Origin of the sequence: Synechococcus sp. PROS-U-1 (assembly GCF_014279755.1) — a bacterium.
Lineage (GTDB): Bacteria > Cyanobacteriota > Cyanobacteriia > PCC-6307 > Cyanobiaceae > Parasynechococcus.
The window spans coordinates 370,532-396,062 of record NZ_CP047951.1; the positions used below are offsets into that span (position 1 = coordinate 370,532).

Sequence of the window (25,531 nt, forward strand, 5' to 3'; positions counted from 1 at the left end):
ACGGCCTGTGAACAAGCGTTGGCGAAATATCGGTCTCGGGGCCTTGTTGGTCCTGGCGATCGTTGTGATTGCACCAGCGTTCATTGGTGGCGGCGGTGGTAGCCAGCCCCAGGTGAACACCATCCGCTACAGCGAGTTCGTTGAGGCGGTGAAGGATGACCAGATCAGCCGTGTGCTGATCGCACCCGACCAGGGCACAGCTCAGGTTGTTGAAAACGACGGCCGTCGTGCCCAGGTCAACCTGGCCCCCGATCGTGAGCTGCTCGGTTTGCTGACCGAACACAACGTTGACATCGCTGTGCAGCCCTCCCGTCAGACCCCTGGCTGGCAGCAGGCTGCTGGAAGTCTGATCTTCCCGATCCTTCTTCTGGGCGGACTGTTCTTCCTCTTCCGGCGTGCCCAAGGCGGCGGCGGTGGCAACCCCGCCATGCAGTTCGGCAAGAGCAAGGCACGGGTTCAGATGGAGCCTTCCACTCAGGTGACCTTCACCGATGTGGCCGGCATTGAAGGCGCCAAGCTTGAGCTAACCGAGGTGGTCGACTTCCTCAAGAACCCTGATCGCTTCACGGCCGTCGGCGCCAAGATCCCCAAAGGTGTTCTGCTTGTAGGCCCTCCCGGCACCGGTAAGACCCTGCTCGCCAAGGCCGTGGCTGGTGAAGCAGGTGTTCCCTTCTTCTCCATCTCTGGCTCAGAGTTCGTCGAGATGTTTGTTGGCGTTGGTGCCAGCCGTGTTCGCGACCTGTTCGAGCAAGCCAAGAAAAACGCCCCTTGCATCGTCTTCATCGACGAGATTGACGCCGTTGGTCGTCAGCGTGGAGCTGGCCTTGGCGGTGGCAACGATGAACGTGAGCAGACCCTGAACCAACTCCTGACGGAGATGGATGGTTTCGAGGGCAACACCGGAATCATCATCGTGGCGGCCACGAACCGCCCTGACGTGCTGGATGCAGCGCTGATGCGCCCAGGCCGTTTTGATCGACAGGTCACCGTTGACCGCCCTGACTATTCTGGGCGCCTACAGATCCTCGGGGTTCACGCACGCGGCAAGACCCTCGCCAAGGACGTCGATCTCGACAAGGTCGCTCGACGCACACCCGGCTACACCGGAGCCGATCTCGCCAATCTCCTCAATGAAGCCGCCATCCTCGCGGCCCGTCGCGAACTCACGGAAGTGAGCAACGACGAGATCAGCGATGCCATTGAACGGGTCATGGCCGGTCCGGAGAAGAAAGACCGCGTGATGAGCGAGCGGCGTGCGCGTCTGGTTGCTTATCACGAGGCGGGTCACGCTCTTGTGGGAGCCCTGATGCCCGACTACGACCCCGTCCAGAAGATCTCCATCATTCCCCGCGGCAACGCCGGTGGCCTGACGTTCTTTACCCCCAGTGAGGAACGGATGGAGTCAGGTCTCTACTCGAGGGCCTACCTCCAGAACCAGATGGCTGTGGCCCTTGGTGGTCGTGTGGCTGAGGAGATCGTCTACGGAGAAGACGAAGTCACCACAGGTGCCTCCAACGACCTTCAGCAGGTCGCTTCCACGGCACGCCAGATGATTACTCGCTTTGGCATGAGCGACGAGCTTGGCCCAGTGGCACTTGGGCGAGCGCAGGGTGGCATGTTCCTCGGTAGGGATATCGCAGCGGAGCGCGACTTCTCTGAAGAAACTGCCGCAATGATCGACAAGGAAGTCTCCGACCTGGTGGATGTGGCCTACAAGAGAGCCACCAAGGTTCTGGTTGACAACAGATCCGTTCTGGATGAATTGGCGGAGATGCTTGTTGAGCAGGAGACTGTTGATGCTGAAGAGCTTCAGGAGCTTCTGATCAAACGTGACGTCCGGGTCGCCGAATACGTCTGATTTCGATTCATCATCCAACCGTTGGCTGGTGCGGCAGGAGCTCTTCGTGGCATCCCTGCAGCATCAGCCTCTTTTATTGGTCGTCAGGCCTGAACCCGACGATCTCGGGCCTTCAGCATCGGGATCCGTTCTGTTGGATCAAGTGCAGCAACTTCACGCTGCAGGACTGCGCCATCTCGAGGTGGCCTGGCAGGACCAGGCGGGCTGGGTGGCGTTCATGCAACGGGTGCAGGATTATTGCCCAGAGCTGAATCTGGGGGCAGCTTCTGTGACCTCTTCCCTGGCGCTCAATGATCTTTCACGGCTGAATCTCGGCTACGCCATGGCTCCCTGTTGGTGTCCTGAGCTTGTGGAGCAGGCGAGGGCTCTTGGAGTTTTGCTCGTGCCTGGCGTCTTCAGCCCAACGGAGGTGCATCAGGCGGTGCGGTTCGGATGCAGGGTCGTCAAGCTGTTTCCCGCGGCCAACCTTGGGCCGGGGTACTGGGGGCGATTGCATGCGCCTCTCGGTCCATTGCCCTTTGTGATTGCCGCTGGTGGTCTTGAAGTGAGCGACATACCGGTTTGGCTGGAGGCTGGTCATGGTGCCGTTGCTCTGGGCCGCAGAGTGGTGGGCTCGCCACCTGCTTTCCAAGCACTCCTCGACTGGTTACGCCAATCGACAACTCAGCCTTGATGCCAACACCTGGTCGACATGCGTCCAAGATGCTACAGATGAGATAGCTATCCAACTGCGTCATGTCGCAGCTCACGATCAAGCTCAGCGACAAGGCCGATGCCCTGATCGCTCAGCTTCAGAAAGAGATTTTCAATCGCCGGCGCAAGAAGGTTTCGGCTGCAGGGGTTGTGGAGACCCTGGTTGAAAGTGGCGCGAAATCGCAGTCAGACAAGCGTTTTGCCACGTCCTGGACGAATCTGATCAAAGACATCGAGAAGGCGGCCAAGCTGTCCTATGCCCACGGGAGCAAACCCTCCACTCTTAGTGATGAAGAGTGGGCCCTCGTGTTGAGCCATCGAAGTCGTTCCACGACCGGTCGGACACGCCGCACGGTCAAGAAAGCGATGGCTTCCAAGAAACCCGCCTCAGCCAAGGCTCAAGCCAGCAAAAAGCCCGCTCGCCGCACCCGGACCCGCAGCGCGGCAAAGTCGAAACCGGTTGCAACGGTCGTCAGCCCCAACGGCACGGCAGCTGTGGCGTCTGTTTGACCTGACCGAAGTGTGGTGCTCACCAGAGGCTGCATTGTCCCTGCTGTCTCAGCAGGTGATCAGCCAGAACGAGCGCCACCATTGCCTCCACCATTGGCACGGCCCTGGGCAGAACACAAGGGTCGTGCCGTCCTTTCCCTGCAAGCGTGGTGGCCTTGCCATCGGAATCGATGGTCTGCTGCTCTTTGCGGATTGTGGCCGTTGGCTTGAAGGCCACCCGGATCACAATCGGCTCACCGTTGCTGATTCCCCCTTGGATGCCGCCGGAGTTGTTGGTGGCGGTTTTCAGGCGACCGTCCTCGCTCGGTAGGAATGCATCGTTGTGCTCGCTGCCTTTCAGCAACGTGCCCTCGAAACCGGACCCAATTTCGAATCCTTTGGTGGCCGGCAGCGACATCACCGCTTTGGCGAGGTCGGCTTCGAGCTTGTCGAACACCGGCATGCCCAAGCCAATGGCGGGATGGCGCACCACGCATTCGATCACCCCGCCGCAGGAATCGCCTTCACGGCCGATCGCTTCAATCCGCTCAATCATTCGCTCCGCGACCGCTGGATCGGGACACCGCACAATGTTGGCTTCCACGTCGCTCAACTGCACCTCCTGCGGGTCGATGTCGGAGGCTTCGATGCTGTGAATGCGCTTGACCCAGGCCAGGATTTCGGTCCCAGCTGCCTGTTTCAGCATCTGCTTAGCGATCGAACCTGCTGCGACGCGGCCGATGGTTTCCCGCGCTGAAGCACGCCCCCCACCGCTGCTCGCCTGAATTCCGTATTTAGCTTGATAAGTGGCATCGGCATGGGAGGGGCGAAAGGCGACCGCCATGTCCTTGTAATCCCCTGGCCGTTGGTCTTTGTTGCGCACCACCATGGCGATCGGGGTTCCCAGGGTGGTTTCTCCATCCAGTAGGCCACTGAGGACTTCAACCTGATCCGCTTCCTTGCGTGGTGTGGTGATGTGGCTCTGCCCTGGCTTGCGTCGATCCAGTTCGGCCTGAATGGACGCGACACTGAGTTTGAGCCGTGGTGGACATCCCTCAACAATCACGCCGACTCCTCCCCCGTGGGATTCACCGAAGGTGCTGATCCGGAAGAGGTCGCCGAAGCTGCTGCCCATGGCCATGACTCGATGCGGTGAGGCTACGAAGCCGTCGGTTCAAATCAACTCCGGATGCGGCAATCTCGGGCGTTCTGTCGCGGGTTGCTGCCGGGCCATCTCGAAATCCAAGAAGTCAAACCCCGGACCGACGCAACAGCTCACCAGGGTGTAATCACCCAGGCTGCGTGCTGCCTGCCAGGCATTGGCTGGAACCACCTGAACAGGGTTGGATGCACTCAATGGTTCCCGTTTCAGCCCTGTTCCATCCGCCTGACACTGAAAGAGCTCCAGAGTGGCCCCCTCAATGTGCGTCCAGGCTTCGTCGGCACCGATGACGCGATGCCAGCAACTGATGGCGCTGGCTGGCAGCAGAAACAGAATGGCTGTCAAAGCAGGTCGTTCGACACTGTCTTGGCGTTGAACCGGGTTCTGGCTTCGGTGCAACTCGCGGTACCAGCCCCCTTCCGGATGGGGAATCAACTGCAGCTGCTGGATCAGGGTCTGTACCCGCGTCATTGCAGGCCTGCGCGCTGGCGCATGTTCTGGACGTGCTGCCAGATCTGAGCCACCCAGAGGAAAATCCAGCTCATGCCGATCAGCCAGATCGGTTGATCCTTGCGGAAGACGTCGAAGAGCAACACCACTCTCGGCTGGCTGGAGCGGTTGATGGCGGAGTGCATGAAGGTGTCATCCCAGAGGAACCCCTCACCTTCCTGGAGGTAGTAGTTCTGGCCATCGATCATCAGTTCACAGGAACTGCGGCCATCCCCAAAATGCTCCACATACAAAGGCAGGTGATACCTCCAAACCCCTTTGAAGGGACCTTTATGAGGCCGTAGAACCTTCCCTGGTGGGAACAGGCTCACGGCCGCTGAAACGACGTCGGGGTGATGCTGGAGAAAGCTCCGCAGGGAAGGGATCAGAGCTTGATTGGCTGGGTAGTCGTAGCCATAGCCTCGTAAGGGCAACATTCCCCAGACCTTGCGGTCGAATTCATACAGGGTGCGCTGTTGCTGCATGATTTCGTGGTTTGCCGGCAGGCGTCCTGAGAGTGCGATCTCCAGGGTTTCCTTGCGGATCTGCTGATAGGACTGCAACAGCTGACGATGTGCCGGGAAGCCGCTGTCTGCTGCTACCACCGCTGGGTTGTGGAGCGATTGTTCGTAGCACCAGCGGGCGATCTCACGCCAGAACCGGTAATGCCATGGACTCCAGCGGATCACGCGTTGGATGGGACTGCGTTGTTTCCGCTTGGCCGTTGGGCTGCCCACGCGATGCCGCTCCTCTTGAGCGTGGAGCTTTGCATGCGGATGTCTATTGCCGTGAGATCAAGGCTCTGAGGGTCCGCCAGCCACGCCGCAGGGTTGTGGTCCAGTCGTCGCTGCCGCGCCGGATCAGCCGTGTTGAGGGATAGAGCGGTGTGGTCTCGCCGAGATCCGGCCAGTTGGTGATGGATCCATTGTCGAGAATCACAACGCAGGGAATTCCCAAGGCTCCAGCTAGATGCGCTGTGGTGTTGCTAATCGTCAGAACACCCCGTACTCCAGCCACTTGGCTGGCGAATCCATCCAGATCAAGCATTTGGTCGATGGGTTGGGATGAGCGAATGCGTTGTCCACTCAGTTCCCGCAGTGCCCGGATTCGTGCTGGTTTTTCCAGGTACTGCAGGGACTGAATTGGTTGGCGGATGGTTTGGAGCACCGATGCCCAGTCTTCGACGGGAGGCAAGGTCTTGTTCCTGGATTTGGAAAACCAGCTGATGCCGATGCCCTTGGGCTTCTCTCCAGCAAAGATGGGTGCCGCCAGCGTGCGGAAGCCACTGATCAGCTGTTGTTCGTCAGAGCCAAACCAGTACGCCAGACGCTCCTGGGCCGCCATGTGCGATATCTCAGCACGGTTCGGGATCCTTGCTGGATCGCAGCAGATCACACCAGGGAAGCTCCTCTCAATGAGGGGATGAAGACGAGGATCGGTTGAGACGATCACGTGCGCGATGTGTTCTTTTAGATCGCCGATAAATCTCAGGATTCGCAACTCATCTCCCAAGTCCCGTGTGTTGGGCAGAACAAGAGCTCCGCTGCATGTCAGGTTTGGCCCTGGCTAAATCGGGAGTCGGTGAAGGGTGGTCTCTTCAGATGCTCGTGCCAGAGCCTGCCAACAATCTCTGTAGCAGCGAGCCCGTTCAAAGCGGTTGCCGATATAACGCAGCTGAGTCCACTTTTCCTTGTCAATGGCCCGTGCTGCTTGAGCGGCGATTACGTCTCTGATGTCGTCGCTCATGATATGTATTAGGGAGTTTGGCTTTTGATTTTGCAGGTAATTTCAAATGCCTCGATCAAAAAAAGATGCAGATATCTCATTTTTATTGTGCCGCCAGGGCGTCGGCATTGAGGCGGAATGCATCCCAATCACGACGCACTTGTTGCGCGTAAGGCTGGGCCAAAGAGCGAATGAAGAATTTGAATTCCCAACGGTGGTTTTCGGCAATATCTTTCAGCTTTTCCTCCAAAGGGGAAGAATCTTTGTTTTGGTTGAGGCGGCGAGCTGCTCTGCGGTGTTTCAGGGCCAGAACTTCCCCCCACTGTGCAGCCATCAGTAGAAACTCTTTGGAGGAGAGCTTAGAGGTGTCAAAATCCCGCTTGTAGGGACAGCGTTCCCGTACAGAATAGCTTTCATTCTCTAGGCTGACCCAGCCCAGGTGATGGTCGGGGAAATCAGAGAGTGCCGTGTATGCATCAGCATGACGGACAGCGTGGCTGGCAAAATTGTTGTTGTATTCCTGGGTTTCCTCTTTGCTCAAATAGCCGTAGGCAGTTGGTTGTCCTTGGAGTTTGATGTCCAGGATGAAGTCATGATCTTGTGTTTCTTTGTCGATGTCCCGAACAAGGGCGTAAAATCTTTGGCTCCCTAGTGAACCTGTGCCCGCTCCTAGGCGCTCAACAACATCCAGTATTTCCATGGGCCTGTCTGTTTGCTCAAGCCCCAAAAATTCATTCCGGCGTGCTCTGTAGTTGGCCAGAGCATCGATCAGTTGTTCGCGACGTGGAATGTCGAGGGCTCTGACTTTCTCTGAATTGAGCTGAAAATGCCGATCCTGCTCTCCACTAGTCCATTTCTCGAGCATTTTTCGTCGTGAGCTTTTCCCTTGCGTCTTGTTCAAGAAGCTTGCAAGTGGTTTGCAAGTATTGGCAGAGGTGAATCGTTTTTCGAATAATGTTTTGCTTTTGATTGTCCTCCTGAAATTCAATAGGTAGGAGCGAGAAAATGTGTTGAGGGCGTTATCGATTTCATCTGAATTATTGAGATCGCGATCCCAGCAGTCCAGTACGATGCTGACAGCAAAACGCCAAATATCATATTGGTAATCAGCGACAAGAGAATCGTCAAAATCATCGAATCCGAAGCACACATTTTCGCCTTGATGCTTAAATGCCCCCATGTTGTAAACGTGTGAATCACCCTGGAGCCATGTTCTTGACCAGGAAGAGCCTCCGAATTGATGGAGTCTCCATGAGCCAGCAAAGTCTTGCCAGAATAAATGATTGGTTCCGCGATAAAAGATATAGGGAGATTGGGCCATTTTATGATACTTTTTGAATTTTGATTCTTCTGGTAGGAAAGCATTTTGTGCTCGAATGGCTTCAATGATTTTTCCTTCCCTGTCATAGCTTTTTGATTCGCTGATCAGATCTTTCATGCTTGAGTCCTTGGCTTTTACTTTTTTACCTATAGCTGTTGCACGGATGCTTCAGGGTTTCCAAAACAACAAAAAGCCCCCTCCGAGGAGGGGGCTTTCCGATTCAGTTGATCTGAATCGTTTTTGCTGTTCCGAATGGAACAGGTTGATTCCAGATCAACCGATGGCGGGAGCCTGCAGAGCCACAGGAGTGGACTCAGCAGCAGCCAGGTCGAGGGGGAAGTTGTGAGCGTTGCGCTCGTGCATCACTTCCATGCCGAGGCCGGCACGGTTCAACACGTCGGCCCAGGTGTTCAGGACACGGCCCTGACCATCAAGGATGGACTGGTTGAAGTTGAAGCCGTTCAGGTTGAAGGCCATGGTTGACACGCCAAGGGCGGTGAACCAGATGCCGACAACAGGCCAGGCAGCCAGGAAGAAGTGAAGGCTACGGCTGTTGTTGAAGGAGGCGTATTGGAAGATCAGGCGACCGAAGTAACCGTGGGCAGCCACGATGTTGTAGGTCTCTTCCTCTTGGCCAAACTTGTAGCCGTAGTTCTGGGACTCGCTCTCGGTGGTTTCACGCACCAGGGAGGAGGTCACCAGGGAGCCGTGCATGGCGGAGAACAAGCTGCCGCCGAAGACACCTGCGACGCCCATCATGTGGAAGGGGTGCATCAGGATGTTGTGCTCGGCCTGGAACACCAACATGTAGTTGAAGGTGCCAGAGATGCCCAGGGGCATTGCGTCAGAGAAAGAACCCTGACCGAAGGGGTAAACCAGGAAGACAGCGGAGGCTGCAGCGACAGGTGCGCTGTAGGCAACGCAGATCCAGGGGCGCATGCCCAGGCGGTAGGAGAGTTCCCACTCGCGACCCATGTAGGCGTAGATGCCGATGAGGAAGTGGAAAATAACCAGCTGGAAGGGGCCGCCGTTGTACAGCCACTCATCGAGGGAAGCAGCTTCCCAGATGGGGTAGAAGTGCAGGCCGATGGCGTTTGAAGAAGGAACAACAGCACCAGAGATGATGTTGTTTCCGTAGATCAGGGAGCCAGCGACAGGCTCGCGGATGCCATCGATGTCAACCGGAGGTGCGGCGACGAAGGCGATGACGAAACAGATGGTGGCAGCCAACAGAGTTGGGATCATCAGCACACCGAACCAACCGACATACAGACGGTTGTTGGTGGAGGTGACCCACTCGCAGAAGGCCTGCCAGCTGGAAGCGCCGGAGCGCTGCTGGAGGGTGGTGGTCATGAGAACGGAAAGGAATGTTCCCGAAGGAACGGTTTAAGGAAGGGCAGGAGAGCCCTGCCTGATCGGGAGTGTAACGGAAGTTTGCGCTGTGTGTCGCGCGCTTTATGAAGCTGTTGTGAAGAGGCCTTCAGCGCCTTTGGCTGTAGCGCTTGTTAGCGTCCGGGAGACCCGATGACAGCTCACGTGGCGCCACAACAAGAACGGGTGTTGTTGGTGCGGCTGCCCTGCAATCCGATCTTTCCGATCGGGCCGATTTATCTCGCCGATCATCTTCACAAGTGTTTTCCGGAGATGCCCCAACGCATCCTGGATCTCGCGGCTCTGCCCGTGCTGGATGTCCATCGTGTGTTGGACGCCACCGTTGACCAGTTCCAGCCAACACTTCTTGTCTTCTCGTGGCGGGATATTCAGATTTACGCTCCTGTGGACGGACGAGGAGGCAACCCGCTTCAGAATTCGTTTGAAGTCTTTTATGCCCGCAATCCACTGAAGCGACTTCATGGAGCACTGGGTGGGCTTCAGTTGATGCGCAGTCATTACGGCGAGCTCAGCAGAAATCAGCGATTGGTGCGTCAGGGCTTGAAGCGTGCACGCCGTCACCAGTCGAACGCCAGGGCCGTTCTAGGAGGAGGAGCCGTCAGTGTTTTTTATGAACAGCTCGGCAAATCTCTGCCCAAGGGCACGATTGTTTCCGTCGGCGAGGGTGAGCCGCTTCTGGAAAAGTTGATAGAAGGCCAGTCTCTCGAGGGTGAGCGCTGCTTCGTTGTTGGTGAAACGCCACGGTCAGGCTTGATCCATGAACAACCGGAGAGTCGTCCCAAGACCGCCTGTAATTACGACTACATCGCCTCGATTTGGCCCCAGCTCGATTGGTATCTCGAAGGCGGTGATTTCTACGTAGGTGTTCAGACCAAGCGCGGCTGCCCCCACAACTGCTGCTACTGCGTTTACACCGTGGTGGAAGGCAAACAGGTGCGCCTCAATCCTGTGGATGAGGTGGTGAAAGAAATGCGCCAGCTCTACGACCGCGGGGTGCGTGGTTTCTGGTTCACCGATGCCCAATTCATACCCGCTCGGAGATATATCGATGATGCGAAAGAACTCTTGCGTGCCATTAAGGCCGAAGGGCTGACTGGAATCCGCTGGGCGGCCTACATCCGGGCCGACAACCTTGATCCGGAGCTGGCTCAGCTCATGGTGGAAACGGGCATGAGCTATTTCGAGATCGGGATCACGTCAGGGTCTCAGGAGCTCGTTCGCAAGATGCGCATGGGATACAACCTGCGCACGGTGCTGGAGAGTTGTCGCATGCTTGCTGATGCTGGCTTTCGCGATCACGTCTCCGTCAACTACTCCTTCAATGTGATCGATGAGCGGCCTGAGACGATTCGGCAGACCGTGGCCTATCACCGAGAGTTGGAGACAATTTTTGGGGCTGATCTTGTTGAGCCAGCCATTTTTTTCATCGGTCTACAGCCCCACACTCATCTCGAGCAGTACGGTTTCGATCAAGGCTTGATCAAGCCGGGCTACAACCCGATGAGCATGATGCCGTGGACGGCACGGAAGCTTCTTTGGAATCCTGAGCCGATGGGAAGCACTTTTGGCCGGGTGTGTCTCGAGGCCTTTGATCGTAATCCCGCTGATTTCGGCCGCACGGTGATGTCACTCCTGGAAAGGGATTACGGCTTGGCTCCGCTTCAAGAGGCCTTGCGGGCTCCTGTCGCCGGACGTTCGGCGCTGGCGAAAGCAGTACGTTGAATGTTGCAATTGCTTTAGGAATTAAAGCGCTCTTTTAAGGATGCTTGGATGTTGTAATCGCTCGAGAGATGTTCTCTAAGATTCGCGGCTTCTTTGGCGCTGAAGTCTGAAGGTATCTTGAATGTATTTGATTTATACCGTCTTTGATACATGTTTTTTGTGTGAACTATTTTTGCTTTGGATGCTTTGAGGAAGCTGAATTGCGATGTGATTTTTTTTATGCTTAGTTCGAAGTCGATCCCAATCTGCTCTGTGCATATCAGTGATGTTCTTGTTGGACTCATCTTGTTAATGAGGTCTTCGGTCAAGTACCAGGCTTGTCCCATGGCCATGTGGCCAAAGGCAAGGTGATGGAATCTGCTCAATTGGAGGGCTTCGTTGTGTCTTTCTGAGATTCCTCTGGCGAGTTCAAGGCAGCTTTTGTATCGAGCAAGATGCTTGCTTGCTAGCTTATGACAGTAGAAATATTGATTTAAATGATACAAGTGTTGGTCCCAGTTGAATGCTGATATCCATCTCTTGATGGGGTCGCGATTCAGTATTATCCAGTGGATATTTTCGTGGTCAGCAAACTTGTTGATGATATTTTTCAAGATAATATTTGCATCAAAGACGTGATACTCGATGATGCATGTGCTCTCTTTTGGGAAGGATTTTCTTAGGGAGTCAAGAACGGATTCGCCGGCACATTTCCCGACATGGATGACGCATATGGTCGCTATTTCTGCGCTGTCAACTTGTTCGAGTCTCTCTGGGTTGAATCTGTCGCTTGTGAAGTGGGGAAAAATCTCGAGAGTATTGATTCCTGTTTGGATTGTTTTGTTAATCGCTGGTTGTGTCTGAGCTTGCTCGAGTGCGTTCAGTAGTTCGGATGCCTCGGTAGATGAAATGAGGTGGTGATCCTGCGCCATCGTCAAGGCTTTCTGGGTTTGTTGCAGCGCAATTAGATCGGAAATAAGTGCAACCGGGGTCTCCGTTGATGTCTCGAAGAGGATTTCCGAAATTTCGAGTGATTTCCTTCTATCGCCAATAAAGCGATAAAAGCGCCGAATGCTCTCTAAGTACTTCTGATCCCCGGCGCGCTGTCGCTTCAGTTCTTCCATGAGCTGCAGGCTCTGGTCGAGGTGCCCCAGCTCAACAAGATCTTGGGAGGCATTTATGTATCCAATTGGATTATTTGGCTCTGCCCTGATCAGCTCTCGAGCGAAATTTAACGCGACCTCGGTTTGCTCTGATGCTCTTGCTGCATGAATGCCAGTGGTCAGAATCTTTGGGTTCTCAGGGTGATGGGTTAATCCGTTTTGGACTGTGTTGAGAGCTTCGGCGTATTGATCGAGTTTCAGATGATCCTGAGCCGCTCGGATGAAGCCGACTGGATTGTCGGGGCTGGAGTGAATGAGGTGTTGAGCGAAGAGGAGGGACTGACGGATTTGGTTCGACGCTCTTGCTGCATCAATGCCGGTCGTGAGGAGCTGTGGATGGTCTGGATGATGGGTTAATCCGTTTAAGGCTGTGTTGAGGGCTTCTGCGGGTTGATCGAGTTTCAGGTGATCCTGAGCTGCGCGGATGAAACCGATTGGATTGGCCGGTTGCTTGTCGCAGAGCGACTGAGCATGGACCAAAGCCAGATTGAAATCCTCAAGGCTGCGGAACACCTGATTGGCGGCGGTGAGGATCCCGGGGTGATCGGGAAACAGATTTAGACCATCTTCAATATTTTTTTTGGCATCAATCTTGAAGCCAAGGGCAAGGTTCTCTTGGCTGGCTCGGATGTAGCCAACGGGTTTATTGGGGTGCTCTTTCAGCAGGGCTGCAGCATATTTCAAGGCCTGCTTGTGGTCCTTTAGTGCCCTCTGGACGTCATTCGCACGCGTCAGAAATTGGAGATCTCGTTGATCGTCCTGGGTTGCTGTTGTGAGAATCTCAATGCAGCCCTGAAGATTGTTGACTCGTAGCTCTTTCTCAAGGAGTTCAGCCTTGTTCGGATGGCTCATGGTTTAAGGCTGTTGAGATGGTTTGCCGCGCTGCATGATCGATTCGATGCGCAGCAGAAGAACGAAGGCCGTCATAGCGATGACACCTCCTAACGGGTTGGCCTGACTGCCCCCCGGACCGATCAGCCAGGTGGGGCTTTGGGGATCAAGCTCAATCAGGCCGTTCTGCAGCAGAAACCAGCCACCCACAAGTCCCCCATGCAGCCCAATGCAACCCCAGAGAGAGCCGCGGTCAATTTGACGCTGGGAAGCGAGGACCAGTCCGAGAAGGAACAGACCAGCCAGCAGTCCAATCATCGCGGTGAGGCCGAGGTTGAAGCGTGTATGGACGAGGCTGAACACGGTGGCCTGGGCGACGGTTCCCTGACGCGAGCCGATGAAACGATTCAGTTCTGCCCATAGCCATCCCCGAAAAATCAACTCTTCAGCAAAGCCCACGCCAAAGCAGAGAAGAGCTGCATTGAACATCTGGCTCGAATCGACATGCCCCAGCCATCGTCCCCAGCCTCCGATCAGAACGATGGTCGTGATCAGTGTCAGGAGTCCAGCGGAGATCAGGAGGCCTCTTAGACACCCAATCGCGGCAGTCGGACGATTGACGGAGCCTGACTTGCCGATGCCCAAGGCGGTCCAGGGGTGTGGTGTTGACCACTTCAAGACAGCCCATCGGGGCAGCACCAGAACAAACAGCACAAAGCTCAGCACGGTTCCCGCAAGCGAAACCTCATGTGCTGACAGCCCGAGCAGCGTGAATGGAACAGCTGCAATCCAACCCAACGCGTAGAGCAGAGGAATGAACAGAACTGTGGGCAGCCAGGCTGGCTGAAGCAGGAGAAACCTGTCCAGCAATTGCGTCATCTCACTAACTTTCGGGTTCGATTGAGCTGGTCAGCCCCTTGCCCTTCAGTGTTTCGCAATAAAACTCAGCTGGCTCGATGTCACACACGATCACCAGGCCGACACCTGTGTTGTGAGCTTCCAGCATCACAGCCATGCAGTCCTGTTCGCTCAGTTGGGGCACAACCTGCTGCAGGGTGGACACCACGTATTCCATGGAATTCACCGGGTCGTTATGGAGCAGCACCTTGTAGCGAGGTGAGCGCTTGCGAACGCGTTCCGGAGCTTTGTCCAGAACGGCAGCACCTCCTGGTTTTTGGCTGGGAGCATCCACGGCCATGACCATTGATCCGAGATTTTTGAAATCTAAGGGGAATGCGAAGGATGGGCGGCTCATAGAGCCTTGATGCGGGCCATGGCCTCGTCCACATTGGCGCGACTGTTGAAAGCGGACAAGCGGAAATAACCCTCTCCTGCGGCACCGAAACCGCTTCCGGGTGTGCCAACCACATTGGCTTTGTTGAGCAGATGGTCGAAGAACCCCCAAGAGTCCATGCCCTCAGGGGTCTTGATCCAGACGTAGGGGGCATGTTCGCCGCCGTAGATAGTGAGCCCTGCTGCACTGAGTTCGCGGCGGATGATCGCGGCGTTCTCCATGTAAAAGCTCACGAGGGCCTTCACCTCGGCTTGTCCTGCTTCGGAATAAACAGCTTCAGCTCCGCGCTGAATGATGTAGCTCACACCATTGAATTTGGTGCTCTGTCGGCGGTTCCACAGCCCCCAAAGTTCAACCTCTTCGCCGGTGCTTGCCTTGCCTTTCAGCCCTTTCGGCACCACGGTGAAGGCACAGCGCGTGCCAGTGAAGCCAGCGTTTTTGGAGAAGGAGCGGAACTCGATGGCGCACTCCCTGGCTCCGTCAATCTCAAAAATGGAGTGGGGGAGTGCCGGGTCCTGGATGAAGGCCTCATAGGCCGCATCGAACAAGATCAGTGCGCCATTGGCACGGGCGTAGTCCACCCAGGCTTGGAGTTGCTCCCTGGTGGCGACTGCACCGGTGGGGTTGTTGGGGAAACAGAGATAAATCAGGTCGACAGGTTCACTGGGAATCTGTGCTGCAAAACCGTTGTCCGCACTGATCGGGAGGTAGCTCAGGCCTGCATACCGACCAACTTCGCCGGCTTCACCGGTGCGGCCGGCCATCACGTTGCTGTCGACGTAGACCGGGTACACGGGGTCCGTAACGGCCACCTTGTTGCCCTCGCCGAGGATGTCGAGGATGTTGCTGCTGTCGCACTTCGAGCCGTCGGAGACAAAAATCTCTTCGGCAGTGATGTCGCAACCTCGGGATTGGAAGTCGTTCTTGGCGATGGCCTCCCGCAGCCAGCCGTATCCTTGTTCGGGGCCATAGCCGTGGAAACCTTCGGCTGTGCCCATCGCATCGATGGCTGTCTTCATCGCCTCACGGCAGGCGAGTGGCAAGGGCTCCGTGACATCACCGATGCCCAGGCGAATCAGCGCTGCATCGGGGTGGTCGGTGCTGAACGCCTTAACGCGTCGACCGATCTCAGGGAACAGGTAGCCCGCCTTGAGCTTGAGGTAATTGCCGTTGACCTGAACCACGGAACCGGAAGCTATGTCTGCGGGGCATCTTGCCTTGTCGGCAGCTCCATACGATGTCGTTAGGAGTATGGACATCCGACGTGGTCGTCTCAGCCCTGGATCACCCGGTTGATTTTCATGCCCTGGTGGACAGCGGCATCAATAAACCCGCCCGCTATATGGGGCATGAGTTAGGCGTCGAACCACGGGATTGGCAAGCTGCATCAGTTCGCTGGGCGCTCACCTACCCCGAAATTTATGAGGTCGGCTCCAGCAATCTCGGTCACATCATTCTCTATTCGATCCTCAATGCTGTGCCTGGGCAGCTGTGTGATCGTGCTTATCTCCCCGCCGCCGATTTGGCCGGCCGCCTGCGGGAGCGACATCAGGCGCTGTTTGCGGTGGAAAGCCGTCGGCCCCTGCCCGCCTTCGACATTCTGGGCTTCAGCCTGAGTTACGAACTTGGCGCCACCAACATCCTCGAGATGCTGGACCTCGCCCAGGTGCCGATTCGAGCCGCCGATCGAGGCGACTTGCCGCTGGGTGATCCTGCCGCACCTCCGCTGATCTTCGCGGGCGGACCCACAGCCACCAGCAATCCAGAGCCTTACGCCCCGTTCTTTGATTTCATCGCCCTGGGCGACGGCGAGGAGCTGTTGCCTGAAATCGGCCTCGTGGTCACGCAGGCCAAAGCCGATGGATTGCCCCGATCGCAACTGCTCCGCGATCTGGCCCAGGTTCCTGGCGTTTATGTGCCTTCTCTCTACGAGGTTGGCGCGGATGGAGTCACCCTTCAGCCGCTCCACCCTGATGTTCCGGCGCGGGTTCTCCGACGTGTAGCGACCCCGATGCCCCACTACGCCATGGGCCTGGTCCCCCATGTGGAAACGGTGCATGACCGTCTCACGGTGGAGATTCGTCGTGGTTGCACCCGCGGCTGTCGCTTCTGTCAGCCCGGGATGCTGACGCGCCCCGCTCGGGACGTGGAACCCGAGGCGGTGATCGAAGCGGTTGAAACCGGGATGAGACAGACCGGCTACAGCGATTTCTCGTTGTTGTCACTCAGCTGCAGTGACTACCTGGCACTGCCTGCGGTTGGAGTTGAGTTGCGCAACCGCCTTGCGGATCAGAACGTCACACTCCAGCTGCCGAGTCAGCGGGTGGATCGCTTTGATGAAGACATCGCGCACATCCTGGGCGGAACGAGGAAAGCGGGTCTGACCTTCGCCCCTGAGGCCGGTACACAGCGACTCCGCGACATCGTCAACAAGGGCCTGACTGATGACGACCTGCTGCATGGCATCCGCACCGCCATGCAGAACGGCTATCGCAAGGTGAAGCTGTACTTCATGATCGGCCTTCCTGGTGAGACGGATGCCGATGTTTTGGGCATTGCTGAGACCTGCGTGATGCTGCAGCAGCACTGCCGTGATCTGGGTCGCCTGAACCTGAACATCACGATCAGCAATTTCACGCCCAAGCCCCACACGCCTTTTCAGTGGCACAGCGTCTCGACAGCTGAGTTCGAGCGGCGGCAGACCCTGCTCAGAGAGGCCTTCAGACGCTTGCGCGGTGTGAAGGTGAATTTCACCGATGTGCGGCTGTCCGCCATGGAGGATTTTGTGGGTCGCAGTGATCGCCGTCTGGCACCGGTGATTGAGGCGGCCTGGAGGGCCGGTGCCGGAATGGATGCGTGGTTTGAGTCGCTGGATCGCGCCTATGCCGCCTGGACCGGAGCTATTTCGGATGCTGGTTTGGACCGGCGTTATCGGGAGATGGAGGTCGGGGGCTGGAGTGCCGTCGCCGCCTTGGATCGGGAGGACCTAGAAGCCTTCTGTGCTCAGCCGCTCCCCTGGGATCACATCGATACCGGGATCGATAAGGCTTGGCTGACAGAAGATCTGCAACGGGCCCTTGCCGCGGCGGTTGTGCCGGACTGCTCCTTTGACGGATGCAGCAGCTGTGGTGTGTGTGGCCCGGACTTGGGGCACAACGTGGTGGTTCCTGCTCCCGAGGTGCCAACCCAAGTGCCCACGCAGGCGCCTCCCAGCGCTCGGGTGTGCCGCATCCGGGTGCGATTCGCCAAGACGGGATCGATGGCGCTGCTCAGTCATCTTGATCTGATGCGAATGCTGGAGAGGGCCCTGCGCCGCAGTGCTCTCCCAATCAGTTTCACCGGAGGTTTTCATCCCCTGCCACGCGTTCAAATCGCTCTAGCCCTGCCCCTCGGAGCTGAGGCCAAGAGTGAGTGGATGGATCTGGAATTCACCCGGGAACTGGAGCCAAATCACTTCTGCAGCACGCTCCAGCCCTTGTTGCCGGAGGGGATCCAGCTGTTAGCGGCAGCCGAGGTTCCCGTGAGTGGGAAAAGCCTCTCTCAAGAACTGACGGGTGCCGTTTGGTGTTTTGATCTCGTTCAGGACGATCAGACCCAGATCTCTGTGGACTGGAGTGCGGCTGTCGATCAACTTCTGCTGGCCAAGACCCTGGTTTGGCATGACACCGACAAGAAGGGGCGCCCTAGAGAAAGGGATTGCCGTCCAGCGTTGAAAGCGCTTCAAGTGACGAATCAGACCGCCGGTGGAGCCGCTCGTCTTCGGTTGGAAGCAGCGGTGGATGACATGGGCCGAAGTTTGCGCCCTGCTCAGATTCAGCACTGGCTTTCCGAGACCGTCGGGCAGCCCTTGCAAGTGCAACGCTTGATCCGTGAAGCCCTGATCCTCAGTGCTCAGTGCTAGCTTGGATGGAGAGCAGGCGTTACGCCCGTCGGGCCAACCTTGTTCCGGTCTTGTCTGATCCCTACGGATATCGAGGTCCATTTCACGACTTGCGTGGCGGTCTTTTTCGCAACCCCCAAGTCTGAGTCATAGGAGTTCTTAACTCCGCATCCTTTTGGTCTCATCGACCAGTTCAGATCTTTTAATCACCCGTGAGTGCGGACCGGCAGGTTCCACAACGGATCTGGCCCTGAATTGGGCTCAACCAGTCCTCTTATGCCCCAGCAAATTGTCATCGCGGAGCAGCTGCGCATCGCAGCGGTGCTGACCGATGAACGTGTTGATGAACTCATCGTCGCGCAGGGCCGCTATCAGATCGGAGATGTCTACTTAGGAACTGTTGAGAATGTTTTGCCCGGTATTGATGCTGCCTTCGTCAACATCGGTGAAAGTGAGAAAAATGGTTTCATCCACGTCACTGATCTCGGGCCACTGCGCCTGAAGAAAGGTTCTGCCGGGATTACTGAACTTCTTGAACCTCGTCAAAAGGTTCTAGTTCAGGTGATGAAAGAACCGACCGGAACCAAGGGTCCACGGCTGACTGGAAACCTCGCTCTGCCTGGGCGTTACTTGGTGCTGCAGCCCCATGGCCAGGGTGTGAACATTTCCCGACGCATCAGTGCCGATGCGGAGAGGAACAGACTCCGTGCTCTCGGTGTCCTGATTAAGCCGCCTGGAGCTGGTCTGCTGATTCGGACAGAAGCCGACGGCATCAGCGAAGACCTCCTGATTGAAGATCTTGAGTCGTTGTTGCGGCAGTGGGAGGCGATTCAGCAAGCAGCCGAAACGGCAGCACCACCTGTTCTGCTCAATCGCGACGAAGATTTCATCCATCGGATTCTGCGGGATCACATGGGGCCTGATTTGGCCCGGGTTGTGGTGGACGATGCTGCTGCTGTGGGCCGTGTCAGCAGCTTCCTCGGGGCTGATGCCGGCCACGTTCTGGTGGAAGCCCACAGTGAACCCAGTGAGTTACTGGAGCACTACAAGGTCAATGCCGCCATCCGCGATGCGCTGAAGCCTCGGGTTGACCTGCCGTCCGGTGGTTACGTGATCATCGAGCCCACCGAGGCGCTCACGGTGATTGACGTGAACTCCGGATCGTTCACCCGTTCGGCCAATGCGCGAGAAACCGTCCTGTGGACCAATTGCGAGGCTGCGATTGAGATCGCTCGTCAGCTCAAGCTTCGCAACATTGGCGGGGTGATCATCATCGATTTCATCGATATGGATTCCCGTCGTGACCAGCTCCAGTTGCTGGAGCATTTCACGACAGCAGTCCGTGACGATTCAGCTCGGCCGCAGATTGCACAGCTCAGTGAACTGGGCCTGGTGGAGCTCACCCGTAAGCGTCAAGGGCAGAACATTTACGAACTCTTTGGACGGGCCTGCCCCAGTTGTGGTGGCCTCGGCCATGTGGCTGTGCTTCCAGGCAAAGATCTGCTCCAGCCGTTGGCGACTGCCACGGGATTGGTTCGTTCTGCTGCCTCTGCCCGTGCTGAAGTCGTCTCTCCTGGAGAAAATGGTGGCAATGGCCGGCGGCGGCGCGGTGGCCGAGGGCGCGGCAGTCAGGACGCCGTCCTTCCCGTCGATACCTCTGATACAACGACCCCTGAGGTGTCGACCCAAGAGGCGCAGGAGCCTGCGATCGCCCGTCGTCAGGACCCCGAGTTGGTTGCTGTACCCATGACCGATGAGCAGCAGGAGTTGTTTGGCTGGCTTGGTTTGAACCCTGCCCTGCTGCTCGAGGAGCCTCCTGAATCCGACAATGTTGTTGTGCGGGTTGTCCGCCCTGGCGAGGATGAGCAGGACGTCCTTGAAGCGGCGCGTCAGCAACTGGCAGCCAGTTCCGGTCGTCGTCGTCGTCGCGGCGGCCGTGGTGGTCGTTCAGGCGCACGCAATGGGTCCAGTCAGCCCGTCGTGACCCCTACGGCTGAGATGCCCGTTGTCGTGATGTCATCCGCCCCAGATGAGGAGACTGCACCCCTGATGGTGGAAATCACACCCTTGGAGGCTGTCACCAATCTGACGATCAGCGAACCGGAGCCAACCATCCTTACGGAACCTGTTGAGTCGGAGCCTGCTCCGGTGGCTGAAACGTCTGAGCCAGAGGAGCCCCGCCGTCGCCGTCGCCGCTCCTCTGCTGTCGCCACGGTCTGAGCAGTCGGATGACCCTGCAGGAGTCCCTTCCCATGGGGAGGGATGTGGCTGGAGTTGATGAAGTCGGTCGTGGTTGCTTGTTCGGCCCTGTGTTTGCGGCCGCTGTCGTGCTGGATGGCGCAGCTGCAGACCGCCTGCTGAAGGCGGGACTGACCGACAGCAAGAAACTCTCCCCTAAACGTCGGGCTGCTTTGGTTCCCTTGATTCAGTCGCTGTGTGTTGCCTCCGGCCTGGGCCAGGCTTCAGCGCGAGAAATTGATGCCTGCGGGATTCGTGTTGCTACCGAACGCGCCATGTTGCGTGCTCTTCAGCGACTGCCGCAGTCCCCCGGCTTGGTGCTTGTGGATGGCAACCTTCCCCTCAGGTTGTGGCTGGGCCAGCAGCGCACGGTTATTTCAGGCGATAGCCGCTCACCTGCCATTGCGGCTGCCAGCGTCTTGGCCAAGGAAGCCAGGGATGCACTCATTCGGCGGCTGTCTGCTCGTTTCCCCGGTTACGGACTCGAGCGCCATGCGGGCTACGGCACGGCACAGCATTGTCAGAGCTTGAAGGCTTCAGGCCCCACGCCCCTGCATCGGCACACGTTCCTGAAGCGGGTGCTGGGTTGAGAGTTGCGCCTCTGTTGCACGGCACCAGCTCCGATAGTCGTCAATGAGCTGTTGGCCGACACGGGCTTTGATGCCAATGAGGATGCCGCTCAGGATTGATTCCCCTGTTGACTCCAGCACCCGTTTTGGAATCAGCTTGAGCAGGGATGGTTGACTCACGCTGACCGACAGATGGGCGTTCCCCTGAAGCCCCTCGGATGTGCAGGCGAGCCGTGCTTCCAGATTCAGCGCAAAGTCATCAACGATTCCTAGACCTTCCAGTTCGCAATCCAGGGCCTGCATCACCAGCGTGTCCTCTTCCATATGGATTTGAAGCGACACCACGGGCTTCACATGGAGTTGAAAGACCTTCAGGCTGGTCACCACATAGCGGTAACGACCCGGCTGCAAGGGTGTGAGCTGGCGTGCGTCCAGCAGGGCTCCGAGAACCCGTTCCTCCTCCCGCAGATAGGTAGGGAGGCGCTCTGCGCCGGTTCTGACAGGCAGATCAAGCTTTTGACTGGCTTCGAAGGCCAGGGGCATGGACTTCACCTGACGCGGCATGATCTTATCGAGTCCATGCAGTGCGGCTTCGATGCCTACACGTCTCGCATTCCTTGGTCCAGCCGGGACCTATGGCGAGCAGGCCGCCCGGGTGTTGATCGAACAGGACGCCATAGATGATGTTCAGTTGATTCCCTGCACCGGTCTTCGATCGGTTGTGGAACAGCTGGCTCAGGGGCTATGTGATGCAGCGGTTGTTCCCATTGAGAACTCAGTCGAAGGGGGAGTGACAGCGACCCTCGATGCGCTCTGGTCGCATCCGGAGCTTTGTATTCGAAGGGCTTTGGTGCTTCCGATTCAACATGCTCTTCTGGGGAGTGGTCCGCTCAGCAGAGTCACGGAAGTGCTCTCCCATCCGCAGGCCCTGGCCCAGTGCAGTGGCTGGTTGGCGCAGCATTTGCCTGATGCCCTGCAACTTCCCACGTCGTCCACCGCTGAGGCGGCTCGCATGGTGGCGGGCAGTTCCTTCCGTGCTGCGATTGCCTCCAAGACGGCTGCAAGGGAACACGGCTTGGATGAGTTGGCTTTTCCCGTGAATGATGTTGCGGGAAATCGCACCCGTTTTCTCTTGTTGCGCCGTGGTGAGCGCAGTGAACATGGAGATGTGGCCAGCCTTGCGTTCTCACTGCATCGCAATGCGCCGGGGGCCCTGCTTGAGGCGCTGGCTTGTTTGGCTCAGCGGGGGCTGAACATGAGTCGAATTGAATCGCGCCCATCCAAACGGGAGTTGGGGGAATACGTGTTTTTTGTGGATGTGGATCTCCCGGCGGATCCGTCTATGGCTCTGGCAGAGCTGATCGCCCAATTGCAGCCTCTCTGCGAGCATCTCGCCCATTTCGGGGCTTACCCCAGCAGCGACCTCAGTGGCTGTTGAACATCAGTGGCTGTTCAAAATCAGTTTTTCCTAATCCGGAAGACGCCAAACTGCATCAGGCCGGTGGAAAAGGCCCAGTGCATCAGCAACAACGTCGGCGTCTCCCTCAGGCCTTGAAGCACCGCTTTCGGTCCCAGGCTGAGCACAGACCAGGGACGTCGGATGCCCTCGACGATGGAGTCAATCCATGAGGGCAGCGTGGCCTGGGTCCAGTCATCGGTGACAATCTGACCACGATGGTGGGCACTGTTCTCGAGGTTCTGGCGGAACCCCTTGATGCTGGCGAATTCAGGGTGGGCCCACTGGTTCAGCAGCTGACGCATTACCCAGCGTTCGGATCGCGTCATGCCGCCGTCGGATGGGTCGCGGCGGTTCCAGTCGGCCACAGCAAGCAGACCATCCGGCCGCATCACCCGCAGCAGTTCATCGGCATAACGCTGTTTGTCTGGCATGTGAGGACCGGCCTCCACACTCCAGACCGCATCAAAGCTGTGATCGGGCAGTTGAAGATCCAATGCATCCATCACTTGGAAGCGGCATGTCAGGCCTGATGGTGTGAGGTGCGTGGCCCGCTTCACCTGGGCCGGGCTGATGCTGATTCCGACAACGTCCAATCCGTAATCCCGCGCCAGGATTCGGGCGCTGCCGCCGATTCCGCATCCCACATCCAGCACACGGCTTCCGGCGGGGAGTTGATCCAGACCACTCCAGCGCACGAGCTCATGGACGAAGTCCTCCTTGGCTTTGCGGAAGTCGCAGGAGGTCGGTGGGGATCCGTAATGGCCGAGATGAACATGATCCCCCCAGAGTTGCTCCAACAACCGGTCTTCCGTCCAGGCGTCGTAGGCGGAGGCCACACTCTCCGACGATTCGTAACGACGGTCGCGACGAAGCCACAGCGCAAGCCCGACGGCTCCAACCGCTCCGGCAACCACAAGCAGAGATGCCAGCATCACTTCAGATCCATCAACACGGTGCGGGCCGCCAACTGGCGTCGGGTGTGATCCAACATTTCAAACTGCTGATTCAACCGTTCGTGGGTGTCAGTCAGTTCCAGAAGGCTCTGTTGTTCCGATGCGGCTTGGTCGAGATGGGCGCTGATCCAGAACGACAGCTCCCTCGGTAAATCAGGGAGATCGTCAGGAAGCTCCACGTCTCGATTTTGAAGCTTGCTCGTCAGTTGAACGACGTCGGTCAAAGCCTTGCTGACCCTGTCCCGCAAGCTGTTGAGTGCCTCGGCATCGGCCACGGGCTCATCTTCCAACCAGCTCACCATGCCTGTTCGGTAGGGCGTTTCACGGGTGATGTTCAACAGTCGGAACCGCTGTTGGCCCAGCGAAACGATGTAGCTGCGACCGTCTTCGGTGGTTTGGTGCTGGAGCACCTCTGCGCAACACCCGATTTCGGCCATCTCGCCGTTCTCAGGATTGATGCGAACGATGCCGAATCGTTTGTCGGTCTCCAGAACCGTCTGGAGAAGCATCCGATAACGCGATTCAAAAATGTGCAGCGGCAGGAGCTGCTGAGGGAACAACACGACGTCCGGCAGGGGGAACAGGGGAAGCTCCCTCACGGAAAAATCGGACACGAACGCCGTGTTGTAGGCAACTGAATCCTAGGAAAGTGAAGTCCTGATCGACTGGATCAGAGCTTCACTTCGATGTCCACACCACTGGGGAGATCAAGCTTCATCAGCGCATCGATGGTTTTGGCTGAAGGGCTGTAGATGTCGATAATCCGACGGTGCGTGCGGGTCTCGAAGTGCTCGCGGGAGTCCTTGTCCACGTGGGGGGAGCGCAGAACGCAGTAGATCTTGCGTTTCGTGGGCAGGGGGATCGGACCGATGGCAGTTGCAGCGGTGTTATCGGCCGTTTCAATGATTTTCTCGCAAGACAGATCCAGCATGCGGCGGTCAAACGCCTTAAGGCGGATGCGGATCTTCTGCTGAGCGATGGCAGTGGACATAGGAGAGAGGCGAAAGAGCTTCGAAGACGAAGCAGGACTTCAGTTGTCGAGGTTCTTAGAAATGTAGAAGATGGGGGGGCGGAGCCCCTCCATCTCCTGCGTTGTGGTTCAGCTCGCGCTGATCACTCGATGATCTTGGAGACCACGCCAGCACCGATGGTGCGGCCGCCTTCGCGGATAGCGAAACGCATGCCGGTTTCCATCGCAACAGGACAGATCAGCTCACCGGTCATCTGGATGTTGTCACCAGGCATCACCATTTCGACATTGCTGCCGTCTTCAGCGGTGAAGGCGGTGATCTGGCCGGTCACGTCAGTTGTACGGATGTAGAACTGCGGGCGGTAGCCAGCGAAGAAAGGAGTGTGGCGGCCGCCTTCTTCCTTCTTCAGCACGTACACCTGACCCTCGAACTTGGTGTGAGGGGTGATGGAGCCAGGCTTCACCAGCACCATGCCGCGTTCGATGTCTTCCTTCTGGATGCCGCGCAGCAGCAGACCAACGTTGTCGCCAGCCATGCCCTCGTCGAGCAGCTTGCGGAACATCTCGACACCGGTGACGGTTGTCTTGCGAGGCTCGCGAATGCCGACGATCTCAATTTCTTCGCCAACTTTGACGATGCCGCGCTCAATACGGCCGGTGGCCACGGTGCCACGACCGGTGATGGAGAAGACGTCTTCCACAGCCATCAGGAAGGGCTTGTCCACTTCCCGCTCAGGCTCAGGAATGCTGGCGTCAACAGCCGCCATCAGTTCCTCGATCTTGGCTTCCCACTCAGCCTCGCCTTCGATGGCCTTAAGGCCAGACACCTGAACGACGGGGATGTCATCGCCGGGGAAGTCGTAGCTGGAGAGCAGTTCACGGATCTCCATTTCCACCAGTTCGATGATCTCTTCGTCATCGACCATGTCGCACTTGTTCAGTGCAACAACCAGAGCTGGAACGCCCACCTGCTTGGCCAGAAGGATGTGCTCCTTGGTCTGGGCCATGGGGCCGTCGGTGGCAGCACACACCAGAATGGCGCCGTCCATCTGAGCGGCACCGGTGATCATGTTCTTCACATAGTCCGCGTGGCCAGGGCAGTCCACGTGAGCGTAGTGACGAGACTCGGTCTCGTACTCAACGTGAGCGGTGTTGATGGTGATGCCGCGCTCACGCTCTTCGGGGGCGCCGTCGATGTCGGCATAGTTCTGAACTTCAGCCTGCCCTTTCTTGGCGAGCACGTTGGTGATCGCGGCGGTGAGGGTGGTCTTGCCGTGGTCAACGTGGCCGATGGTGCCGATGTTGACGTGGGGCTTGTTCCTTTCGAACTTCTCGCGTGCCATG

General features: G+C 57.4%; 24 protein-coding genes. 8 read left to right on the top strand and 16 right to left on the bottom strand.

Annotated features, from left to right (window positions below):
* Positions 1-7 precede the first annotated feature (7 nt).
* The 3 genes from ftsH (at position 8) to SynPROSU1_RS01855 (ending at position 3,061) form a co-directional block, all read left to right on the top strand.
* Entirely contained in the window at positions 8-1,858 is a 1,851-nt protein-coding gene (gene ftsH, locus SynPROSU1_RS01845) for an ATP-dependent zinc metalloprotease FtsH (protein ID WP_186571292.1), read from the top strand.
* A gap of 28 nt (positions 1,859-1,886) precedes the next feature.
* Positions 1,887-2,531 carry a bifunctional 4-hydroxy-2-oxoglutarate aldolase/2-dehydro-3-deoxy-phosphogluconate aldolase gene (locus SynPROSU1_RS01850; RefSeq protein ID WP_255444743.1) on the top strand — a complete coding sequence of 215 codons (645 nt, stop codon included), beginning with the start codon at positions 1,887-1,889 and terminating at the stop codon, positions 2,529-2,531.
* A gap of 62 nt (positions 2,532-2,593) precedes the next feature.
* Complete coding sequence (locus SynPROSU1_RS01855) at positions 2,594-3,061, top strand: hypothetical protein (protein WP_186571294.1); 468 nt, start codon at positions 2,594-2,596, stop codon at positions 3,059-3,061.
* A gap of 19 nt (positions 3,062-3,080) precedes the next feature.
* Here the strand turns inward: SynPROSU1_RS01855 and aroC are convergent, their stop codons facing one another.
* From aroC to psbA, 7 genes are all read right to left on the bottom strand, one after another.
* The gene (gene aroC, locus SynPROSU1_RS01860) at positions 3,081-4,175 is read right to left on the bottom strand and encodes a chorismate synthase (RefSeq protein WP_186571295.1); all 1,095 of its coding nucleotides are present in this window, start codon (positions 4,173-4,175) and stop codon (positions 3,081-3,083) included.
* 39 nt (positions 4,176-4,214) lie between these two features.
* On the bottom strand, positions 4,215-4,673 hold the full coding sequence (locus tag SynPROSU1_RS01865) for a cupin domain-containing protein (protein ID WP_186571296.1): 459 nt from the start codon (positions 4,671-4,673) through the stop codon (positions 4,215-4,217).
* Complete coding sequence (locus tag SynPROSU1_RS01870; RefSeq protein WP_186571297.1) at positions 4,670-5,428, bottom strand: aspartyl/asparaginyl beta-hydroxylase domain-containing protein; 759 nt, start codon at positions 5,426-5,428, stop codon at positions 4,670-4,672. Before SynPROSU1_RS01870 ends, SynPROSU1_RS01865 begins: the two co-directional genes overlap by 4 nt.
* 43 nt (positions 5,429-5,471) lie before the next feature.
* Complete coding sequence (locus SynPROSU1_RS01875) at positions 5,472-6,035, bottom strand: hypothetical protein (protein ID WP_186571298.1); 564 nt, start codon at positions 6,033-6,035, stop codon at positions 5,472-5,474.
* 222 nt (positions 6,036-6,257) lie between these two features.
* Positions 6,258-6,437, bottom strand: a complete 180-nt coding sequence (locus SynPROSU1_RS13810) for a hypothetical protein (protein ID WP_222929895.1) — start codon at positions 6,435-6,437, stop codon at positions 6,258-6,260.
* An 82-nt stretch (positions 6,438-6,519) separates the two neighbouring features.
* A complete protein-coding gene (locus SynPROSU1_RS01880) occupies positions 6,520-7,854 on the bottom strand; it encodes a DUF2252 family protein (RefSeq protein ID WP_186571299.1) in 1,335 nt (444 codons plus the stop codon).
* 156 nt (positions 7,855-8,010) lie between these two features.
* Complete coding sequence (psbA, locus tag SynPROSU1_RS01885) at positions 8,011-9,090, bottom strand: photosystem II q(b) protein (protein WP_186571300.1); 1,080 nt, start codon at positions 9,088-9,090, stop codon at positions 8,011-8,013.
* Positions 9,091-9,261: 171 nt separating this feature from the next.
* On the opposite strand from psbA, the gene SynPROSU1_RS01890 reads away from it, so the two are divergent.
* The gene (locus SynPROSU1_RS01890) at positions 9,262-10,851 is read left to right on the top strand and encodes a photosystem II high light acclimation radical SAM protein (protein ID WP_186571301.1); all 1,590 of its coding nucleotides are present in this window, start codon (positions 9,262-9,264) and stop codon (positions 10,849-10,851) included.
* A 14-nt stretch (positions 10,852-10,865) separates the two neighbouring features.
* Here SynPROSU1_RS01890 and SynPROSU1_RS01895 read toward each other — a convergent pair whose 3' ends face one another.
* From SynPROSU1_RS01895 to SynPROSU1_RS01910, 4 genes are read right to left on the bottom strand one after another with little or no spacing between them, the layout of a single operon-like run.
* Entirely contained in the window at positions 10,866-12,845 is a 1,980-nt protein-coding gene (locus SynPROSU1_RS01895; RefSeq protein ID WP_186571302.1) for a hypothetical protein, read from the bottom strand.
* Between the two features lie 3 nt (positions 12,846-12,848).
* Positions 12,849-13,703 (bottom strand): CPBP family intramembrane glutamic endopeptidase, encoded by an 855-nt coding sequence (locus SynPROSU1_RS01900; protein WP_186571303.1) that lies wholly within the window; start codon positions 13,701-13,703, stop codon positions 12,849-12,851.
* Between the two features lie 4 nt (positions 13,704-13,707).
* Positions 13,708-14,028 (bottom strand): ATP-dependent Clp protease adapter ClpS, encoded by a 321-nt coding sequence (gene clpS / locus SynPROSU1_RS01905; protein WP_186571304.1) that lies wholly within the window; start codon positions 14,026-14,028, stop codon positions 13,708-13,710.
* A gap of 47 nt (positions 14,029-14,075) precedes the next feature.
* Positions 14,076-15,302: an LL-diaminopimelate aminotransferase gene (locus SynPROSU1_RS01910; RefSeq protein WP_186571305.1), complete on the bottom strand. Its 1,227-nt coding sequence runs from the start codon at positions 15,300-15,302 to the stop codon at positions 14,076-14,078.
* Positions 15,303-15,355: 53 nt separating this feature from the next.
* Between SynPROSU1_RS01910 and SynPROSU1_RS01915 the strand changes: the two genes are divergently transcribed.
* From SynPROSU1_RS01915 to SynPROSU1_RS01925, 3 genes are all read left to right on the top strand, one after another.
* On the top strand, positions 15,356-18,019 hold the full coding sequence (locus tag SynPROSU1_RS01915) for a TIGR03960 family B12-binding radical SAM protein (RefSeq protein WP_186571306.1): 2,664 nt from the start codon (positions 15,356-15,358) through the stop codon (positions 18,017-18,019).
* A gap of 255 nt (positions 18,020-18,274) precedes the next feature.
* Positions 18,275-20,218 carry an Rne/Rng family ribonuclease gene (locus SynPROSU1_RS01920; RefSeq protein ID WP_186571307.1) on the top strand — a complete coding sequence of 648 codons (1,944 nt, stop codon included), beginning with the start codon at positions 18,275-18,277 and terminating at the stop codon, positions 20,216-20,218.
* Positions 20,219-20,226: 8 nt separating this feature from the next.
* Positions 20,227-20,826 (top strand): ribonuclease HII, encoded by a 600-nt coding sequence (locus tag SynPROSU1_RS01925; RefSeq protein ID WP_186571308.1) that lies wholly within the window; start codon positions 20,227-20,229, stop codon positions 20,824-20,826.
* Here the strand turns inward: SynPROSU1_RS01925 and SynPROSU1_RS01930 are convergent.
* Complete coding sequence (locus tag SynPROSU1_RS01930) at positions 20,773-21,348, bottom strand: DUF1997 domain-containing protein (RefSeq protein WP_255444744.1); 576 nt, start codon at positions 21,346-21,348, stop codon at positions 20,773-20,775. The two genes, SynPROSU1_RS01925 and SynPROSU1_RS01930, sit on opposite strands and share 54 nt — an antisense overlap.
* A gap of 52 nt (positions 21,349-21,400) precedes the next feature.
* Between SynPROSU1_RS01930 and pheA the strand changes: the two genes are divergently transcribed.
* A complete protein-coding gene (gene pheA / locus SynPROSU1_RS01935) occupies positions 21,401-22,243 on the top strand; it encodes a prephenate dehydratase (protein WP_186571310.1) in 843 nt (280 codons plus the stop codon).
* Positions 22,244-22,263: 20 nt separating this feature from the next.
* Here pheA and SynPROSU1_RS01940 read toward each other — a convergent pair whose 3' ends face one another.
* From SynPROSU1_RS01940 to tuf, 4 genes are all read right to left on the bottom strand, one after another.
* Positions 22,264-23,196, bottom strand: coding sequence for a methyltransferase domain-containing protein (locus SynPROSU1_RS01940; protein WP_186571311.1), 933 nt, complete (start codon positions 23,194-23,196; stop codon positions 22,264-22,266).
* Positions 23,196-23,831, bottom strand: coding sequence for an LON peptidase substrate-binding domain-containing protein (locus SynPROSU1_RS01945; protein WP_186571312.1), 636 nt, complete (start codon positions 23,829-23,831; stop codon positions 23,196-23,198). The genes SynPROSU1_RS01940 and SynPROSU1_RS01945 overlap by 1 nt, the downstream gene beginning before the upstream one ends.
* 56 nt (positions 23,832-23,887) lie before the next feature.
* Positions 23,888-24,208: a 30S ribosomal protein S10 gene (gene rpsJ / locus SynPROSU1_RS01950; protein WP_011363346.1), complete on the bottom strand. Its 321-nt coding sequence runs from the start codon at positions 24,206-24,208 to the stop codon at positions 23,888-23,890.
* A gap of 122 nt (positions 24,209-24,330) precedes the next feature.
* Positions 24,331-25,530 carry an elongation factor Tu gene (gene tuf, locus SynPROSU1_RS01955; protein ID WP_186571313.1) on the bottom strand — a complete coding sequence of 400 codons (1,200 nt, stop codon included), beginning with the start codon at positions 25,528-25,530 and terminating at the stop codon, positions 24,331-24,333.
* Position 25,531: the final 1 nt, after the last annotated feature.

Coding starts and splice junctions, on each gene's coding strand:
- SynPROSU1_RS01855 (WP_186571294.1), top strand. CDS start 2,594: ATGTCGCAGCTCACGATCAAGCTCAGCGACAAGGCCGATGCCCTGATC.
- aroC (WP_186571295.1), bottom strand. CDS start 4,175: ATGGGCAGCAGCTTCGGCGACCTCTTCCGGATCAGCACCTTCGGTGAA.
- SynPROSU1_RS01865 (WP_186571296.1), bottom strand. CDS start 4,673: ATGACGCGGGTACAGACCCTGATCCAGCAGCTGCAGTTGATTCCCCAT.
- SynPROSU1_RS01875 (WP_186571298.1), bottom strand. CDS start 6,035: ATGGCGGCCCAGGAGCGTCTGGCGTACTGGTTTGGCTCTGACGAACAA.
- SynPROSU1_RS13810 (WP_222929895.1), bottom strand. CDS start 6,437: ATGAGCGACGACATCAGAGACGTAATCGCCGCTCAAGCAGCACGGGCC.
- SynPROSU1_RS01880 (WP_186571299.1), bottom strand. CDS start 7,854: ATGAAAGATCTGATCAGCGAATCAAAAAGCTATGACAGGGAAGGAAAA.
- psbA (WP_186571300.1), bottom strand. CDS start 9,090: ATGACCACCACCCTCCAGCAGCGCTCCGGCGCTTCCAGCTGGCAGGCC.
- SynPROSU1_RS01890 (WP_186571301.1), top strand. CDS start 9,262: ATGACAGCTCACGTGGCGCCACAACAAGAACGGGTGTTGTTGGTGCGG.
- SynPROSU1_RS01895 (WP_186571302.1), bottom strand. CDS start 12,845: ATGAGCCATCCGAACAAGGCTGAACTCCTTGAGAAAGAGCTACGAGTC.
- SynPROSU1_RS01900 (WP_186571303.1), bottom strand. CDS start 13,703: ATGACGCAATTGCTGGACAGGTTTCTCCTGCTTCAGCCAGCCTGGCTG.
- clpS (WP_186571304.1), bottom strand. CDS start 14,028: ATGGTCATGGCCGTGGATGCTCCCAGCCAAAAACCAGGAGGTGCTGCC.
- SynPROSU1_RS01915 (WP_186571306.1), top strand. CDS start 15,356: ATGTCGTTAGGAGTATGGACATCCGACGTGGTCGTCTCAGCCCTGGAT.
- SynPROSU1_RS01920 (WP_186571307.1), top strand. CDS start 18,275: ATGCCCCAGCAAATTGTCATCGCGGAGCAGCTGCGCATCGCAGCGGTG.
- SynPROSU1_RS01925 (WP_186571308.1), top strand. CDS start 20,227: ATGACCCTGCAGGAGTCCCTTCCCATGGGGAGGGATGTGGCTGGAGTT.
- SynPROSU1_RS01930 (WP_255444744.1), bottom strand. CDS start 21,348: ATGCCCCTGGCCTTCGAAGCCAGTCAAAAGCTTGATCTGCCTGTCAGA.
- pheA (WP_186571310.1), top strand. CDS start 21,401: ATGCCTACACGTCTCGCATTCCTTGGTCCAGCCGGGACCTATGGCGAG.
- SynPROSU1_RS01940 (WP_186571311.1), bottom strand. CDS start 23,196: ATGCTGGCATCTCTGCTTGTGGTTGCCGGAGCGGTTGGAGCCGTCGGG.
- rpsJ (WP_011363346.1), bottom strand. CDS start 24,208: ATGTCCACTGCCATCGCTCAGCAGAAGATCCGCATCCGCCTTAAGGCG.
- tuf (WP_186571313.1), bottom strand. CDS start 25,530: ATGGCACGCGAGAAGTTCGAAAGGAACAAGCCCCACGTCAACATCGGC.